Source organism: Parachlamydiales bacterium, from assembly GCA_041671045.1.
In the GTDB taxonomy this organism is placed as follows: Bacteria; Chlamydiota; Chlamydiia; order Chlamydiales; family JABDDJ01; genus JABDDJ01.
On sequence record JBAZCF010000008.1, the window covers coordinates 89,623 to 104,968 of the forward strand.

13 protein-coding genes are annotated in these 15,346 nt (G+C 38.3%); 7 read left to right on the plus strand and 6 right to left on the minus strand.

Annotation, left to right across the window (positions count from 1 at the left end; all coding sequences use genetic code 11):
- Nucleotides 1-39: 39 nt before the first annotated feature.
- From WC222_09205 to WC222_09220, 4 genes are all read left to right on the plus strand, one after another.
- Nucleotides 40-825: a DUF2608 domain-containing protein gene (locus WC222_09205; protein MFA6916561.1), complete on the plus strand. Its 786-nt coding sequence runs from the start codon at nucleotides 40-42 to the stop codon at nucleotides 823-825.
- 373 nt (nucleotides 826-1,198) lie between these two features.
- Entirely contained in the window at nucleotides 1,199-2,446 is a 1,248-nt protein-coding gene (locus WC222_09210) for a DEAD/DEAH box helicase (GenBank protein ID MFA6916562.1), read from the plus strand.
- Nucleotides 2,443-3,657 (plus strand): NAD(P)/FAD-dependent oxidoreductase, encoded by a 1,215-nt coding sequence (locus tag WC222_09215; GenBank protein ID MFA6916563.1) that lies wholly within the window; start codon nucleotides 2,443-2,445, stop codon nucleotides 3,655-3,657. The genes WC222_09210 and WC222_09215 overlap by 4 nt, the downstream gene beginning before the upstream one ends.
- A 12-nt stretch (nucleotides 3,658-3,669) precedes the next feature.
- The gene (locus WC222_09220) at nucleotides 3,670-5,511 is read left to right on the plus strand and encodes a hypothetical protein (protein MFA6916564.1); all 1,842 of its coding nucleotides are present in this window, start codon (nucleotides 3,670-3,672) and stop codon (nucleotides 5,509-5,511) included.
- A gap of 218 nt (nucleotides 5,512-5,729) precedes the next feature.
- Here the strand turns inward: WC222_09220 and WC222_09225 are convergent, their stop codons facing one another.
- The 6 genes from WC222_09225 to WC222_09250 all read right to left on the minus strand — a co-directional run bounded on the left by WC222_09225 (nucleotide 5,730) and on the right by WC222_09250 (nucleotide 10,861).
- Nucleotides 5,730-6,386, minus strand: coding sequence for a GNAT family protein (locus WC222_09225; GenBank protein MFA6916565.1), 657 nt, complete (start codon nucleotides 6,384-6,386; stop codon nucleotides 5,730-5,732).
- Nucleotides 6,386-7,495, minus strand: a complete 1,110-nt coding sequence (locus WC222_09230; GenBank protein MFA6916566.1) for a ThiF family adenylyltransferase — start codon at nucleotides 7,493-7,495, stop codon at nucleotides 6,386-6,388. The genes WC222_09225 and WC222_09230 overlap by 1 nt, the downstream gene beginning before the upstream one ends.
- Nucleotides 7,473-8,366, minus strand: coding sequence for an AAA family ATPase (locus WC222_09235; protein ID MFA6916567.1), 894 nt, complete (start codon nucleotides 8,364-8,366; stop codon nucleotides 7,473-7,475). Before WC222_09235 ends, WC222_09230 begins: the two co-directional genes overlap by 23 nt.
- The gene (locus WC222_09240) at nucleotides 8,345-9,520 is read right to left on the minus strand and encodes an MFS transporter (GenBank protein MFA6916568.1); all 1,176 of its coding nucleotides are present in this window, start codon (nucleotides 9,518-9,520) and stop codon (nucleotides 8,345-8,347) included. Before WC222_09240 ends, WC222_09235 begins: the two co-directional genes overlap by 22 nt.
- Before the next feature lie 566 nt (nucleotides 9,521-10,086).
- Complete coding sequence (locus WC222_09245) at nucleotides 10,087-10,599, minus strand: ClbS/DfsB family four-helix bundle protein (GenBank protein MFA6916569.1); 513 nt, start codon at nucleotides 10,597-10,599, stop codon at nucleotides 10,087-10,089.
- 49 nt (nucleotides 10,600-10,648) lie between these two features.
- A complete protein-coding gene (locus WC222_09250) occupies nucleotides 10,649-10,861 on the minus strand; it encodes a hypothetical protein (protein MFA6916570.1) in 213 nt (70 codons plus the stop codon).
- 172 nt (nucleotides 10,862-11,033) lie between these two features.
- Between WC222_09250 and WC222_09255 the strand changes: the two genes are divergently transcribed.
- Genes WC222_09255 through WC222_09265 form a run of 3 tightly spaced genes read left to right on the plus strand, consistent with a single transcriptional unit; the run spans nucleotide 11,034 to nucleotide 15,308 of the window.
- Complete coding sequence (locus WC222_09255) at nucleotides 11,034-12,542, plus strand: TolC family protein (GenBank protein ID MFA6916571.1); 1,509 nt, start codon at nucleotides 11,034-11,036, stop codon at nucleotides 12,540-12,542.
- A 1-nt stretch (nucleotide 12,543) separates the two neighbouring features.
- The gene (locus WC222_09260) at nucleotides 12,544-13,764 is read left to right on the plus strand and encodes an HlyD family efflux transporter periplasmic adaptor subunit (protein MFA6916572.1); all 1,221 of its coding nucleotides are present in this window, start codon (nucleotides 12,544-12,546) and stop codon (nucleotides 13,762-13,764) included.
- Nucleotides 13,764-15,308: a DHA2 family efflux MFS transporter permease subunit gene (locus WC222_09265; GenBank protein ID MFA6916573.1), complete on the plus strand. Its 1,545-nt coding sequence runs from the start codon at nucleotides 13,764-13,766 to the stop codon at nucleotides 15,306-15,308. The genes WC222_09260 and WC222_09265 overlap by 1 nt, the downstream gene beginning before the upstream one ends.
- The last annotated feature ends 38 nt before the right edge of the window (nucleotides 15,309-15,346 follow it).

Consider the following 15,346-nt stretch of genomic DNA (forward strand, 5'->3'; position numbering starts at 1 on the left):
TCCATAATTATAACTTGGAAAATTCCTTCAGGAGCTGCTATGAGTATAAAATCATTCATCACTATCGCATTATTATTTTTTTCTAATCTGTGTGGAATTATTGTTGAGACTCCTCATTTTGAGGACCTAAAAAAATATATTTCAAAGGATTGCCTTGTCGTATTGGACATTGACGACACGCTCTTAGTTCCAGTGCAATCTTTAGGAAATGATGTTTGGTTTCGATCCAGGGTAAGATATCACAAAGAGTTAGGTGATTCTGCAGAAGTCGCGCTGGAAAAGGCTATAGCTGAATGGGAAGGTGTCCGCCACCTGACTCAAATGAAAATTGTGGAGGAAGGAACAGACGGCATCGTTTCAGAAATCCAAAATCAAGGCTTTACAGTCATTGGTATGACAACGCAAGGACTTGCACTTTCTACCCGCACTATCCAACAACTTAAAAGTCATCATATTGATCTTTCACTCACTGCGCCCTGCCCCCATGATCATTACTTTATGAACCGTCTCGGTAATTTATACCGCAAAGGAATACTATTTACTTCCGGCACTCCCAAGGGGCCTTCTTTACTTAAACTCTTAGACATCATTGACTTTCACCCTTCAACGGTAGTCTTTATTAACGATAATGGAAACTATCTTCACGAAGTAGCTAGCTCCCTTGAAGAAAAGGGCATTCAATTTATTGGGCTACGTTATAGTTATAGTGATGCACGTATCCAAGCATTTAACAAAGACATTGCAGAAATCCAGTGGCAGCGTTCATCTTTTGCCAGAATATTGTCTGATCAAGAAGCTTTGGAAATTCTAGAAGGTAATAAATAATCGTGTGGCAAGCAAAAGCGGATGATTTCCGCTTTTTTGCCCGCGCGATACACAATTTTACAGGGATTGACTAGGATAAACTATATATCCGGCTGCTATTTTTATCCTCCAAAAATGAAAGGTAGCGATTACCACCTAAAGAACTAAACACAATGAATAAAATGGAGGAAAATAATAACAAAAAATATTTTTGTTCCTTCCTTTCACTCTATCGTTTTCCACCCCTATTATCTTGCAATCCTTGACTTTTAAGGTTTTATAAACTAAACTTAACGCAGTAAAACTCTTAGCATGCATTTTCTCTAAAATTTCCAGGAAATTTTGTTGTGTTTGGCCAAGAGGAAAACAATTAACGCTAAGGGATATATTTTACATGTCAGACTTTAAAAAATTTGCTATTCCAGAATCTCTTATCAAAGCTCTTGATAAGATCAATATTACAACTCCTACTCCTATCCAAGATAAAACCATTCCGGTTGCTTTGGAAGGTAAAGATATTTTGGCTTCAGCACAAACTGGTACAGGCAAAACAATTGCCTACTCTCTTCCTCTTCTAACTTACCTACTGAAAAATCCGCGCGCACTAGCACTCATTATTGCTCCTACACGCGAACTCGCAGCTCAGGTTAACCAGTCGCTCCGCCTAATCATCAACAAAAACTTCACGATGAATACCGCTCTGCTTATCGGTGGTGAATCGATGTTTAAACAATTCGCTCAACTTAGGGCAAAACCTCAAATCATTATCGGTACACCTGGCCGTATCACCGACCACCTAACACGCGGATCGCTAAAACTCCAGGAAACAAAGTTCCTTATTATTGACGAAGCTGACCGTATGCTTGATATGGGCTTCGGCATCCAGCTTGAAAAAATCGAAACTTTCCTTCCAGCTGTCCGCCAAACTCTAATGTTCTCCGCGACATTCCCTGCCAATATCGAAAAACTCTCTCAAAGATATTTGAAAGATCCTCAACGTATTGCAGTGGGTTCTGTTACCGATGCTGCTCCTAAGATTAAACAGGAAGTTCTCCACACTCACCATGCGGAAAAATTCGGACTCCTCTCTAAAGAACTTGAACTCCGCGAAGGCTCCATCATCGTTTTCGTTAAAACGAAAAAAAGCGCTGATAGATTGGCCGAAGAACTTCAAGAACTTGGACATAATACTGATGCTATCCACGGTGACTTACACCAAAGAAAGCGTGATAAAGTTATCCAAGCTTTCCGTAGCAAAAAAAGCCGTATCCTTATCGCAACAGACGTCGCAGCTCGCGGTTTAGATATTCCTCACGTGATGCACGTCATTAACTATGACCTGCCACAGTGCCCAGAAGACTATATCCACCGTATCGGTAGAACAGCCCGTGCCGGAGCAGAAGGCAACGCGCTTTGTTTGATCGCACCTGACGACAGATTCAAATGGAAATGTATTCAGAAGCTAATGAACCCGCAAGAATCTAAAGATCTTGCCAAAGTTCCTGATCAATCCAACTACCTCAAAGCATACGACAAAAACGACTTTTCAAAACGCAGACATATCGAACAAAGAAAGAAAAAAAGACCTTTCTTCGGCGAAAAAATGTCTGTTCCTGCTGGAAGAAAACCATTTAAAAAATGAGCGGCCACTTTGACGTCATCGTAGTAGGCGGCGGAGCCGCCGGTTTCTTTAGTGCATTAACCATTAAAGAGACCTTTCCTGAAAAGAAACTATTACTCGTTGAAAAGTCAAGCCACTTGCTTAATAAAGTTAGGATTTCCGGAGGGGGGCGCTGCAACGTAACACACGCTTGTTTCGAACCACGCCCCCTCACTCAAAATTATCCTAGGGGTAATAAAGCCCTTATCGGTCCTTTTCACACCTTCCAGCCGCAAGATATGATCCAATGGTTAGGCAGCCGCGGCGTTGAATTAAAAGTGGAAAGCGATGGAAGAATGTTCCCTATCACAGATAGTTCACAGACAATCATCGATTGTTTCTTAAGAGAAGCTGAAAAGCTCGGCCTTGAAATACGGCAGAAGCAATCGCTGCATAGCGTCGTTAAAGACGGTGATAACTTCGTCCTAGAGTTTCCTACGTACAAGCTTACCTGCGATAAACTCATTCTTTGTACAGGAAGCAGCCCGCAAGGACACTTATTAGCACAAAATCTTGGACATTCAATACAACCCCCTGTTCCGTCTTTATTTACCTTCAATACACCCACATCCCCTTTACTTGATCTTGCGGGTATCGCAGTTAATCCCGTGGAAATTACTATCCTCCAGACCAAATATAGTCAGAAGGGCCCCCTTTTAATTACCCACTGGGGATTTAGCGGCCCCGCTGCCCTGAAACTATCTGCCTGGTCTGCCCGCCATCTTCATGAATGTAATTATAATGCACATATTAGCATTGACTGGCTTCCTGAAATAAAAGCAGATGTGATAAAAAACCAGCTCCTCCAACTTAGGAACAACAATCCTAATCAATACCTCGCAAACCATCCACAATATAATATTCCTAAGAACCTTTGGAAAAGACTTATCGATCTTTCAAAAATTGATTCCAAAAAACGCCTTGCTGAACTGAACAATCAGGCCTTTGAATCACTTATCTCCAACCTCAAACAGTCCATCCATAAAGTGGAAGGAAAAACAACTTACAAAGAAGAATTCGTCACATGCGGCGGAATAACTTTAGATGAAGTTAATTTCAAAACAATGGAAAGCCGTATTTGTAAGAATTTATTTTTTGCCGGAGAAGTCCTGGATATTGATGCCGTTACAGGCGGCTTCAATTTCCAAAATGCCTGGACAACGGCATTTATAGCAGGGAAGTATTTAGAATAGTGGTGATGGATCATGCCTTTTGTTGTAGCTTTTGATAAAAATCCTCTTGCTCAATTTACAAGTTCTGTAGCGGAATGTGGCTTAAATAAAACTGTATTTGAAAATAAAGAATTATTTTGGCTTCTATTTTGTAAAGCTTGTATTGATGCTAATTCCCATAGAGAATATCACAATTATTTTTGTATTGATGATTACTCAAATAAATTTCACTTTTATGGACGAGATTGCGACCTCAAAGAAGCACAGAATACAATCGAAAGTATCCGACTGATATTATTAAATACTCTGAAACCACGTACTCAAACCGACTTTTTAGTCATAAGACATTATCAGGAATTCTACATTGAACATAATCCTAATTCAAATTTCTCTATAGCCCGTGAAAAAGGTGAATGTTCCTTTAACCTATTTAAGACATATATCGAAAATAGCTTACCCATTCTTGCTCGTTTCCTGGGTATCTCTTTAGAAATTCATACCAATCAACAACGGATAATTAAAATTAAGGGAGATTTAGATTTCATCCCTGTCAAAAACAACTCCGAATTATTTACTAAGTCAGTCACTCAGTATAAAATGCTTTGGAAACCTGAAAAAGCTAGAAAACCTTTGCTTGAAGCTTTTGCAAAGCTTTCAGTTGTTACTTGTAACGCACCCCCTCAGGAAGAACAGCCTAATATCGTACTTTCAACAAATGTAGCTTCTAATCCTTTTTGTAACACCCACCCTCAGGAAGAAAAGTCTAATACTGTTCTTTCAGTAACTACAACCACTTCAAACAGTTCAGTTTATAACCCCACGAACCTATTTCATGAAAAAGTGACAAATTCGGTCATAAATTCTGTTGAAGATATGGGCGAATATTTTGATCAACAACATGTTGTTTCCATGAGTGAGACAATCAAGATATCTTCTTTTACTTCGAAATTTTCTTTAGTTTCTGTCTCCTTTAAAACCTTTTACGCGATTAAAAAATACTTCTACGCTGCGGATAATCTTCAAGCGTTGAGAGAAGATATCGCTTTATTAAAAGTTAAAATCACACAACTTAAACCCGATAATCCTGTATTTTCTATCATTCAAGCACGTATCGAACGTTTAAAAGCGGTAAAAAACCAAAACAAAATTACACTTAAGACACGGCTCGTCACAGCATTAGATAAAATCGTCTTAAATATGCTGACAATGAATAAGGTGATGGTTCTTTTTGGTCTCACATTGGGGTCTGCCGCATCTTCAATATTTTCAGGAATAGCACTCACCGGTTTCGCTGTAACTTTCATCATATTTATTTTGAAGTTGGCAGCTGAGTTTTATAAGGCAAGATATGCAGTTCCCTATTATTTCCAGAGATTGTTGCTAAACCTCAGCAAGTATAAAAATGCTACTTATAAAGAATGGTATGCAAGAAAGTTTGAACAGACAGAGATCCTTCTTACAAAATTGACGAATCAATATAACTATAAAGGTGCTCTTATGAATTCCGAGCTGATTTCAAAGACACGAAAAATTAAAATAGAACAATCCATACTAAAAATTAAGCAGAAATTGGAGCTCTCGAAGTCTCAAAAAGAATATTATCTGGGACAATTAAACTTTTGTGAATCTAATGAAAAAAGTCTCCAACAACAAACTTTAAATCTTGATGAGTCTATTCAATTTCATCAAATGCGCTCTAATTTTAGAAATTTTGACGAAAAAGAAATAAGCGAATTGTTTATGCATCTAGAGAACATTGTCAGAGATCACTCAAAATCCCAAATCGTTAGGGAGTATTTTAAGGATAATGGTATCACACTAAATGAAAACTATTCATCATCAGATCTTTTCTCATTGATCACCACTGTCCACTAATTACTAGGTGTCGATTTTATCACATTGGTCGTAAGCTGCAAATGCTACAATATTGTCATAAGTCATTGGATTCGAAAGAATAAAACCTACATATGACGAAGTACTTCCAGCGGAACTTAATAAACTCATCGTGCTTCACGAAAGACTACTAAACCTAAAAAACAAGAATGATTTATAACAGAAACACCCAGTTAAAGGGATTGGGGGCTTCTGTTATTTTAAGTATAAAAAATTTTTATATATTTATTTATTTCTTTATACCACGAAATTTTTGACAAATCTTCACTTGTAAATCCATATAATAAACACGTCCTTTCTGAGGAGTAATTATTTTCAAGCATTTTTTCTGTTGGGTTAGAAAAATAATTCCGGATCTCACCTTCAAAAATAAATTCGCATTTTTCAATTACTTTTTTACTTTGAATATTTGCTTTATTACAACCAATTTCAACTCGATCACATCCCATAAATTCAAAAGCAGCAAATGTTAATATTTTAGTTACAAGTGTCGCAAGCCCTTGGTTGCAATGCTTAACATGTGTCCAATACCCAATTTCAAAGCATTTATTATTTCTTGTCTTTGAAGGATGCCAACTTGCTGAAACTAAAAAATTTCCCAACGCATCGAATACTCCAAAGTCATATTCCGATCCTCGCAAATAATTTTGTTTGGATTTGATAATTCTATTCAATTGATTGTTTTCACTTAATTCTAAGTGTGCCCAATCCATAAATGGTAAAAGATTATCTAAGCTTTCATGTACAGAAGAGTTTAATGTTGAAGCATCATCCTTGTGTAATGGTCGTATCACTAAAGAAACATTCCCATCATTATATAAAATTTTAGTCGGTGATAAAGAGGTAGTTGTCATCATTAGTTCTTACTCCCACAAATTGAGCATCCCTTTTTAGATTCCCCAGCTACAAGGAAAGTTTCGTAAGTTCCTAAATCAATTAATAATCGCTTACCAATGACTCTACATTCTTGAAAGTTTGTAATATATTTTACAGCTTCAAGAACCCCTAAGGAAGCTCCAATTGAATTATATGGATCGATTAAAGTTGTTGTATATCTATCTCGGAGAAACTGAACTACAGGATGATCTCCAGAGACAGTTTCTGGAGCTGAACAATCATAACAGGGTGTAACTCCCGGTACAATTAATGGCCCACAACAGACCCAAGTTTGTGCTGACCCTAAAAATAGAATTGGAGTGTTAGTCTTAAAGCTTGCTTCGCTAAAAATTTGCCAAATTTTTCCTCTGGGTATGTCTGCTGCAACTATAGCAATATCAACATCCTGAATTACTTTAATTGCTTCCTCAACATTTGAAATTTTAAGGTTTAAAAAGTCATAGGTGATATGAGGATTTATTCCTTTTGATTTTTCATTTGCAACATCTACTTTCAGTTTGCCGATATCATTTTCTGAGTAAAGAATTTGCCGTGAAAGGTTTGAAAGTTCAATATGATCAAAATCAACAGCACGAATGAATCCAAATCCCATTGCCGCCAATGCGTAAAAAGCATAACTACCTATTCCACCTAAACCTACAAGGGCAATTCTAGTATTTTTAATCTTGTTTTGAGCTTTAAAGGCATCTTTATATTTTCCCATTTGTGCATGAAAAAGAAGTATTTGCCTATCATAGCGAATTGCATCATAAGAACTAATCTTTTCTTCTTTCAAACTACTTTCATACTCGTCAAAATCTTCTAAAACATTAGCCTCTAGAAGGCTTTTCAAAATTTCTATTACTTCATCCGGTAGAACTGGGTAGCCATTTTCATTTAAGGATTTAATGATGTCGGATACCTTGTTTTTTCCATCTAAAAGACAGATTAGACTTGAGATCCATTCTTCATTTATCTCAAGTTCGATACTAGACTCAGGTACAACGCCTACTATTATTTTTCCATCTTGAGTTAAAGAAGCAGAATTCGATCTTTTTATTACGGGTTTACAGTCTAAATTCAAGTTCATTCAAAAATCTCCGTGCGTTTAAAAACCGTGCAAAATTAGTTTGCATTAATTGATGAATACTCTGATTTTGGTCAAAAGAAAAAGCTGCTAAAACTTCATCTATGAAGTCGAGAGCGGAATCTAATCCATAATCAAGGTTGATATAATTTTCTTCTACAAACGAATAAAAGGTATTTTCGATCTTTATATTGTGCACCTTACTTAAATAGTCACCCTTCTTTCTTAAAGCTTCACACATTTGATTTTTAGATAAGGGTTGAAGTTGAAGTATTCCAAAACGTCGCATAAATGCTTTATCAGCAGCTAGCGGTGTCAGCTCTTTCGGTGTTGTAGCTAAGATGCATCTTATTTCTCCTGAAGTTAGAAAGGGTTTTAGTAAATTTAGAGCATCCACGCCACCCCCATGAATATCGCCTGTCATAGCAAGCGCATGAGCCTCGTCGATGAAAATAACATGAGATTTATTTGCTGCTAAATGGTTTACTAAATTAATGATCTTCTTTTCAAAATCACCTCTATATGAAGTGCCAGCAATCAAGGAACCCGCGCTAAATTCTCTAAATTGTAAGCTATTGACTCTATTGTCGTAAGATTGTTTTGCATACTTGGCTAAACCCTCTACTAATGCAGTCTTTCCCACTCCAGACTCACCAACTAGTAAGATATTGGGCTTAAATCGACACAATAAACGATGGCACATCCATTTAATTTCATCCTCTCGACCTATGATTGAGACCAAGTCATTTGAAAGATCTGTAAGATTTCTATAAATGTCCTCTTCTTTATCTCTAGAAGCACTATCAAAAGAAATTTCAACACTTCTTTTCTTGCCTATGCGACAATCTAATTCTAAATCATTTGAGTTGTACATAATTTTTTCCTTTGAACTATAGACCAGAGCGAAAGAGGACAGAAAATATAAATTAAAATGGGCCACCCAAAACTATATTGGGAGAGAGTAACGATTCCATCTCCAAAAATTAATAAAGAACTTCCTAGTGATTTTCCAAGTAAATCTAAAATGCTAATAGCCGTGGCTTGTAATCTAGCTTCGACTATTTCACCAAGCTGCGCCATCAGCAAATTTGAAGCTACTGCCGCCATTCCAAAAAATAAACAAAAACATACGATAGATGAAATGAAATTTTCGGTTAGAATCGTGTTCAAGAGTAATATTGAAGCTATACCCCAGCATAAGCCTGTTAAATAAATCATTTGCTCTATGCTTTTTAACACATATTTTCTAATAAGTTTAGATGTAAAGTATTGAGTCAACATAAAAGCAATAAAAATCAAACCCAGAGACTGTTTTGAATCTACTAAATCTGGAAATTTGAAGAAAAAGGGTTGCCAAAACTGATAAATCAATTGCATACTTCCGCCTACTAAGAATGAAGATGTTAATAGAAAAAAGCCTATTCTTTTAGACACAAGGTTTTTAAATGCTGAGATGAAATATTTTGTTTTTTCTTGAATCTGAATTTGGTTGTTTTCTTCTCTTTTTTTTATCATTAAAAAAATAATCAAAGATCCAGCCATTAAAATTAATGAAGAAGAAAAAATATGACCGCTTATAAAGGTGCCAATTAGACCGCCAAAAACTATAGCAAGATAAGATAACTCACGCGACCGAGCTAAATGTGTATGTAGATTAAGAGCATCCTTTTGCGAGATAAGTGAAAAAAGCCAGGATTCGTAAGCTCCTGTGTAGAATGCTAATGCAACTCCATTGCAAATTTCACCTATGATTACTTTTTCATGAGTTGGTTCGATCAGAAAATAATAATAGAAAATTGAAAAAATACAGGCTGTTAAAATTGCATATTTTCCCCCATATTTATCAGCTATAATTCCCGATGGTAAAACGAAAAGCATGCTAGTAAGAAGTTGACCGCCCTTTGCAAGGGAAATTGTCGATAATGTAATGCCTTGATCTTCCAAGATGATAATGAATATCGCACCAGATAACATTCTAGAAAAATTAAAGATAAAATTTGCAATATTAAGTAGAATCAAATGATTCATATTGGGCCTGTTTAAAAAGCACCTTTCAACTGAGAGGTGCTTTTGTCTAATTTATTACGGGGTTATTGTGGTTCCGATGTGATGAACCATTGGTTTGGTCAACTTTCCTATTTTTCTGACAATCAAACCCGGCTTTATTACAGTCTGGGGTTGTGTATTTGTAGGCATAACAAACTCCTTAGTAAAAAAATGTTTTTAACATGTTTATTTTTTATCTTCTGATCAATGTGCTCAAACGTGTATACAGTATCAACAAGTCAATTACAAGATAATTTTGAATAGATTTAGATTTTATTCAAATTACCTAACTATTCCGTGAACCAACGGTAGACAAAATAGGGATAGCAAATTGGATGAATTAGTATCAAATCTGGATGAACGAAAAGCGGTTCTAATTTTAGAAATTTTGACGAAAAAGAAATAAGCGAATTGTTTATGCATCTAGAGAACATTGTCAGAGATCACTCAAAATCCCAAATCGTTAGGGAGTATTTTAAGGATAATGGTATTACACTAAATGAAAACTATTCATCATCAGATCTTTTCTCATTGATCACCACTGTCCACTAGTTATTAGGATGTCTTTTGATTAATGCATAAGCTCTTTTATAGGGAGCGGAAGTATTTACTCTCACCCATTTGCTCAAAGGCCACTCTTTTCCAGACTTAAGCGTACACCATTGCCAAACGCCTAAACGGTCTAAATTACCTGATTGAAATTCATTTTCTACGACGTCTAATATTTCCCGTACGGTCTGTTCAAATACTTTTGCTTGGCCACTATACCCATCGTAATGATATTGCTGATAAAAATAGCGGGCAATCGCCTTATAATCCCAGCTAGAAAAGCCCTCTCCAGGCATTAATGGTATTTTCCCGTTAAGGCCATCTTGATACCACCTTAAAAGGAATCTACCCCATCCAATTTGGTAGGCAATAATATCTGCTACACTGACTATTCCCCCAGTGCCTTCAATGTTTTCAATGTTTCTATGCGTTTTATCCATTTGCTCTACGATAGTGCTTAGGTGGGAGTAGGCTTGGAAAACTTCTCGGCTTAGGGGAGATTGATAGTTCATTAGTCGTTGTTTTAGTAGGCTTAGGGGGTGCAATGCGTTATTAGGATGTTTAATGTTCATGATCTGAAGGATATTGATTTCTCAGAAAATTATCCACGGCATCCTTAATACGTTTCTGTTCAGCGGGGTCTAAGCAAATAAACCACTCTGTCAAGATTTGTTCTTCAAAAGTATCCAGATGTATTTCACCTAAGTATTGCAGTTTAGCAAAGGCAATCTGCTTTCTAACTAAAGAACTGTGATCCGGAGAAATATTAGGCATAACGACATCTAAGGGAATGTTACTTTGAAGTTTTTAATGAATAACATCTTCACTTTTTGAGCGCACAGAAGCTTCTTCGTATGCAAAAAAACAAAAAAATATTTTTGTCGTTTTAAAAGATTTGTTACCCTGTGCTATATCCTTGCTTTCGACTCAATGCACCTTACCTATAATGAAAGCGAAATCCATATTTCTCCTTATTGTGACTAATCTGCTTACTGTAGGCTGTTTTACTGTCACACCACGCGCTTTACCCTATGAAATTCCCTATCCCGCCGTCGAGAATGAAATCTCTGCTGCAGCTGAAGATCCAATCTTTGAGCCCAAAGACTGGATCTCAGAGGATTGGTGGGTTATTTTCCAAGATTCCCAGCTAGACTGCTTGATGGCCAAAGCCTTGGAAAACAATCCCTCAATGCAGGCAGCAAAGGCTCGCATTCTAGCGGCCAGTTATAATGTAGATGGTTTAGCTGCGGCACTTTACCCTAACATCACCCAAGGTAGCAGTATACAGAGGGAAAAGCTAAGTAAGACAGGAGTCATTCCTGCGGGAAACTCAGGTACATCTATAACTCCCAGTATAAATCCTGCTACAGGTCAACCAGGAATTCCCATCCCTTCAAGCGGCGGAATCCCTTTTTATTACACTCTTTATCAGTCGGCATTTAACTTTTTATATGATTTCGACTTATGGGATAAGAATAAAAACGCAGTCAAAGCTGCTGTAGGCCAATACAATGCCTCAGTGGCTGATGAAGCATTAGCACGGTTAGTATTGAGCATCTCCGTTGCGCAGGCCTATTTCCAGTTGCAGATCGATTATAAACGGCAAGGAATAGCAAAAGAGCGTGTACTTAATAGGGAACGCTATCTCCATATTAATGGAAGGAGATTGCAGCAAAACCTTGAGAGCATGATAACTTTCCACGAGGCTGAGAACCTTTTAGCTGTTGCCAAGCAGAACCTTATTAAGATAGAAGCTGATATAGAAATTTCAAAGCACCTACTGAAAGCACTTATTGCCGGCGAATTTGATGATGAATTTAGCCCGGTGGCTTTGCCTATCCCCAAGGTTCCTCTGCCAGCACAAATTCCTTTACATCTAATATCACACCGTCCGGATATCACGACGCAGCTATGGTTGATAGAATCTGCCGGATACCAGATTGAAATTGCTAAAGTGAGCTACTTACCCGATGTGAATATTATGGGCTTGTATGGCCTGCAAACCATCCACTTCAGGAAATTTTTTGAGGCATTAAGCACTTTTGGATTTATTGGACCTACATACACCCTGCCGGTATATGACGGGGGTCTCCTTCAGTCTCAATTTGATTCTGCTGAGGTCAATTACGATTTGGCCATTTACGATTACAACAATCTCATTCTTACAGCTGTTAGAGAAGTTCTTGATAGTCTGTCCCTCCTCACCTCTGCTCATAAGCAATATGTAGTCTTTGAAGAAGAAACGGCCTACCAAGATAAAATCCTTCACCTGACAGAATTACGTAAAAAGAACGGTCTAAATTCCGAGTTGGATGTTCTTACACGCAAGGAAACATGGCTATCTTCACAAGACAGCCAGATGGTCGCGTTGGGAGATACCTTCCAAGCCATCTTGAGTTTAATAAAATCTCTAGGCGGCGGATACGATGTCTGCCCCTGTACTGAAGTGAATTAATATGAGCACACCTGATAAACAAACTACACCTCCTCTTTCTCCTCCGATGCCCTCATCCCCTGCTGCACCGGAAATTGCACCGCCTGGCAGCAATAACAAACGCAACCGGACTATTCTCTGGATAACTTTAGGATTTCTCGTTGCTGCTGCATTATGGATTTTGCTGTGGGTGTTTTATTTGCGTTTTCATGAAACGACGGATGACGCCTATGTCAACGGTTATAAAATCAATCTGACATCTGCCATCTCAGGCGTGCCTATAGCTTTTTACGCCGATGATACTGATTTAGTGGAGGAAGGCCAGCTGCTGGTAAAGTTAGATAAAACTGATTATCAGCTGCGCTATGATAATGCTCTTGCTAACCTAGGAGCGACAGTGCTTCAGGTAAAACAACTTTACGAGACGGTCAAAGCAAATGCTACTACTGTAGAAACTATGCGTGTCAGAGTGAGTAAAGCAAAATTTGACTTTGAAAACAGAAAAAACCTTATTGAATCCCAGGCTATTTCAAACGAAGATTTCGTCCATACGCGTGATGATCTTACTGTTGCAGAGCTTAATTTGAAATATGCTGAAGAGCAATGGGAGCTTGCAAAAGCAGCGGTAGGGCCTACTCAACCCGAAAATCATCCTTTGATTGAAGCACAAAAATCTAATGTCAGGTCGGCTTATTACAATCTTTTCCATACATCAATTTATGCCCCTGCCAGAGGGTATGTGGCGCAAAGAATTGTTGAAGTGGGTCAAGCTGTTGCCCCTAACTCTGTTCTAATGGCTATTATACCCGAAAACAGAATGTGGGTCGATGCTAACTTTAAAGAGACGCAGCTAAAAAACATGCGTATTGGTCAGCCTGTAAAAGTCAATTTTGACCTTTATGGTTCCGGATTTGATGTGGAAGGGAACGTTATCGGGATTGCATCCGGCACGGGGAGTGTTTTCTCGCTCATTCCACCGCAAAATGCTACAGGAAACTGGATCAAAATCGTCCAACGTCTGCCCGTACGAATTGGGCTCAACCCTGAGCAAATCAAATCTAAGCCTCTACGTTTAGGTCTATCTGCATATGTTGACGTAAACATCAGTGACACGGACCATCCCATGCTTGCTGTAGAACCCATAAAAAAAGCTATCTCCACGACGAAAGTCTATGACATTGACTTCAAAGTTGTGGAAGCCAAAATGCAAAAGATCATCACTGCAAATCTGATGACAAATTAATGGATCACGCTACCTTTTCAGGTCATAAACTTCTTCTTCTGAATATTGCCTTAGGGCTTGGCACTTTCATTCAGATTCTAGATACTTCTATTGCAAACGTTGCGGTTCCCTATATTGCCGGATCGTTAGCTGTCAGCCCGGATGAAGGGACATGGGTTATCACCTCCTTCGCTGCAAGCAACGCAGTCGTTTTACCACTTACGGGGTGGTTAGCGGATTATTTTGGAAGGGTCAGGCTTTTCGTCACTTCTGTAGTATTATTTGCCTTCATGTCCTTTCTGTGCGGAACAGCGGAAACGCTGACTATGATCGTCATCTACCGTGTTCTACAGGGTGCTGTTGCCGGCTCATTAATACCACTCTCTCAAAGCCTGCTCATGATGCACAACCCTCCCGAAAAAAGGGGGTCTGCCTTAGGTTTTTGGGCTATGGTTGTCATTGTTGCCCCCGTTGTAGGTCCAATTTTAGGTGGGTATCTATCGGATGAGTATTCGTGGCCATGGATTTTTTATATCAACATTCCGATCGGCTTGTTTTCTGCCGGTGTGACATGGGTTTTGCTTAAGGATAAAGAGAGTGAAATTGTCCGTAATCCGATTGATTGGATAGGCCTTTGCCTTTTAACCATAGGGGTGGGCTGCCTGCAAATCATGTTAGATAAGGGTAAAGACTTGGACTGGTTCGAATCCAATACAATTATCGCCCTATTTGTGATTTCGACTATCTCCATAGTTTATTTCATTTTCTGGACGATCTATCAGAAATTTCCTATTGTCGACTTCTCTTTCTTTAAGGATCGCAACTACTCGTTAGGAACACTTATTACTACCGTAGGCTTCCTGATTTTCTTTGGAAGTACTGTGATTATTCCACTATGGCTCCAAACGGAGCAAAGTTATAACGCGTATTGGGCGGGTGTTGCCGTAGCCCCGATAGGCATCATTCCTGTCCTCTTCTCTTCCGTTGTAGGAAAAAATCTTCATAAGTTTGACTTACGAAAGCTTTGCGCGCTCAGTTTTTTCTTTTTCTCCATCGGCTTTTTCATCCAATCGAATCTTACGACTCAGGTAAGCTTAGAATATCTGATGCTTATCAGACTTTTCCAGGGAGTCGCCGTTACAATCTTCTTTATTCCGTTAGTTCAGCTCACCCTTGGAAATATCCCTACCAATAAATACGCTCACGCCTCAGGGATTTTTAATTTTGTAAGGATTCTCGTAGGAAGTGGTTTTGGAACCTCTCTGTCGGTCTATATTTGGAGCAGATTTGAAATCTTTCATCATAGCCGTCTATCTGAATTATCGACGATGTATGACAGCGTAACACGGCAATTTTACGATTCTATGGAAGCTGCCTCCTCGTTATTCAACGAAAACGTAGTGAATGCCATCTTAGATAGAGGGATTGAACAACAGGCATATATGCTTTCAACAAATGAAATGTCATGGCTATCAGGATGGATTTTTCTTCTTATGGTACCTATTCCGTTCCTCTGTAAAAAAGTTATTCCCGCCAAAGGGGGCGGAGCAACAGCGGCTCATTAATCCTGGAGAAATTAATTAAAACAATTTAATTAAGTAAA

Bases quoted from the DNA above. Each gene is read 5' to 3' on its own strand.
- WC222_09205 (MFA6916561.1), top strand. From the start codon at position 40: ATGAGTATAAAATCATTCATCACTATCGCATTATTATTTTTTTCTAAT.
- WC222_09210 (MFA6916562.1), top strand. From the start codon at position 1,199: ATGTCAGACTTTAAAAAATTTGCTATTCCAGAATCTCTTATCAAAGCT.
- WC222_09215 (MFA6916563.1), top strand. From the start codon at position 2,443: ATGAGCGGCCACTTTGACGTCATCGTAGTAGGCGGCGGAGCCGCCGGT.
- WC222_09220 (MFA6916564.1), top strand. From the start codon at position 3,670: ATGCCTTTTGTTGTAGCTTTTGATAAAAATCCTCTTGCTCAATTTACA.
- WC222_09225 (MFA6916565.1), bottom strand. From the start codon at position 6,386: ATGATGACAACTACCTCTTTATCACCGACTAAAATTTTATATAATGAT.
- WC222_09230 (MFA6916566.1), bottom strand. From the start codon at position 7,495: ATGAACTTGAATTTAGACTGTAAACCCGTAATAAAAAGATCGAATTCT.
- WC222_09235 (MFA6916567.1), bottom strand. From the start codon at position 8,366: ATGTACAACTCAAATGATTTAGAATTAGATTGTCGCATAGGCAAGAAA.
- WC222_09240 (MFA6916568.1), bottom strand. From the start codon at position 9,520: ATGAATCATTTGATTCTACTTAATATTGCAAATTTTATCTTTAATTTT.
- WC222_09245 (MFA6916569.1), bottom strand. From the start codon at position 10,599: ATGAACTATCAATCTCCCCTAAGCCGAGAAGTTTTCCAAGCCTACTCC.
- WC222_09250 (MFA6916570.1), bottom strand. From the start codon at position 10,861: ATGCCTAATATTTCTCCGGATCACAGTTCTTTAGTTAGAAAGCAGATT.
- WC222_09255 (MFA6916571.1), top strand. From the start codon at position 11,034: ATGAAAGCGAAATCCATATTTCTCCTTATTGTGACTAATCTGCTTACT.
- WC222_09260 (MFA6916572.1), top strand. From the start codon at position 12,544: ATGAGCACACCTGATAAACAAACTACACCTCCTCTTTCTCCTCCGATG.
- WC222_09265 (MFA6916573.1), top strand. From the start codon at position 13,764: ATGGATCACGCTACCTTTTCAGGTCATAAACTTCTTCTTCTGAATATT.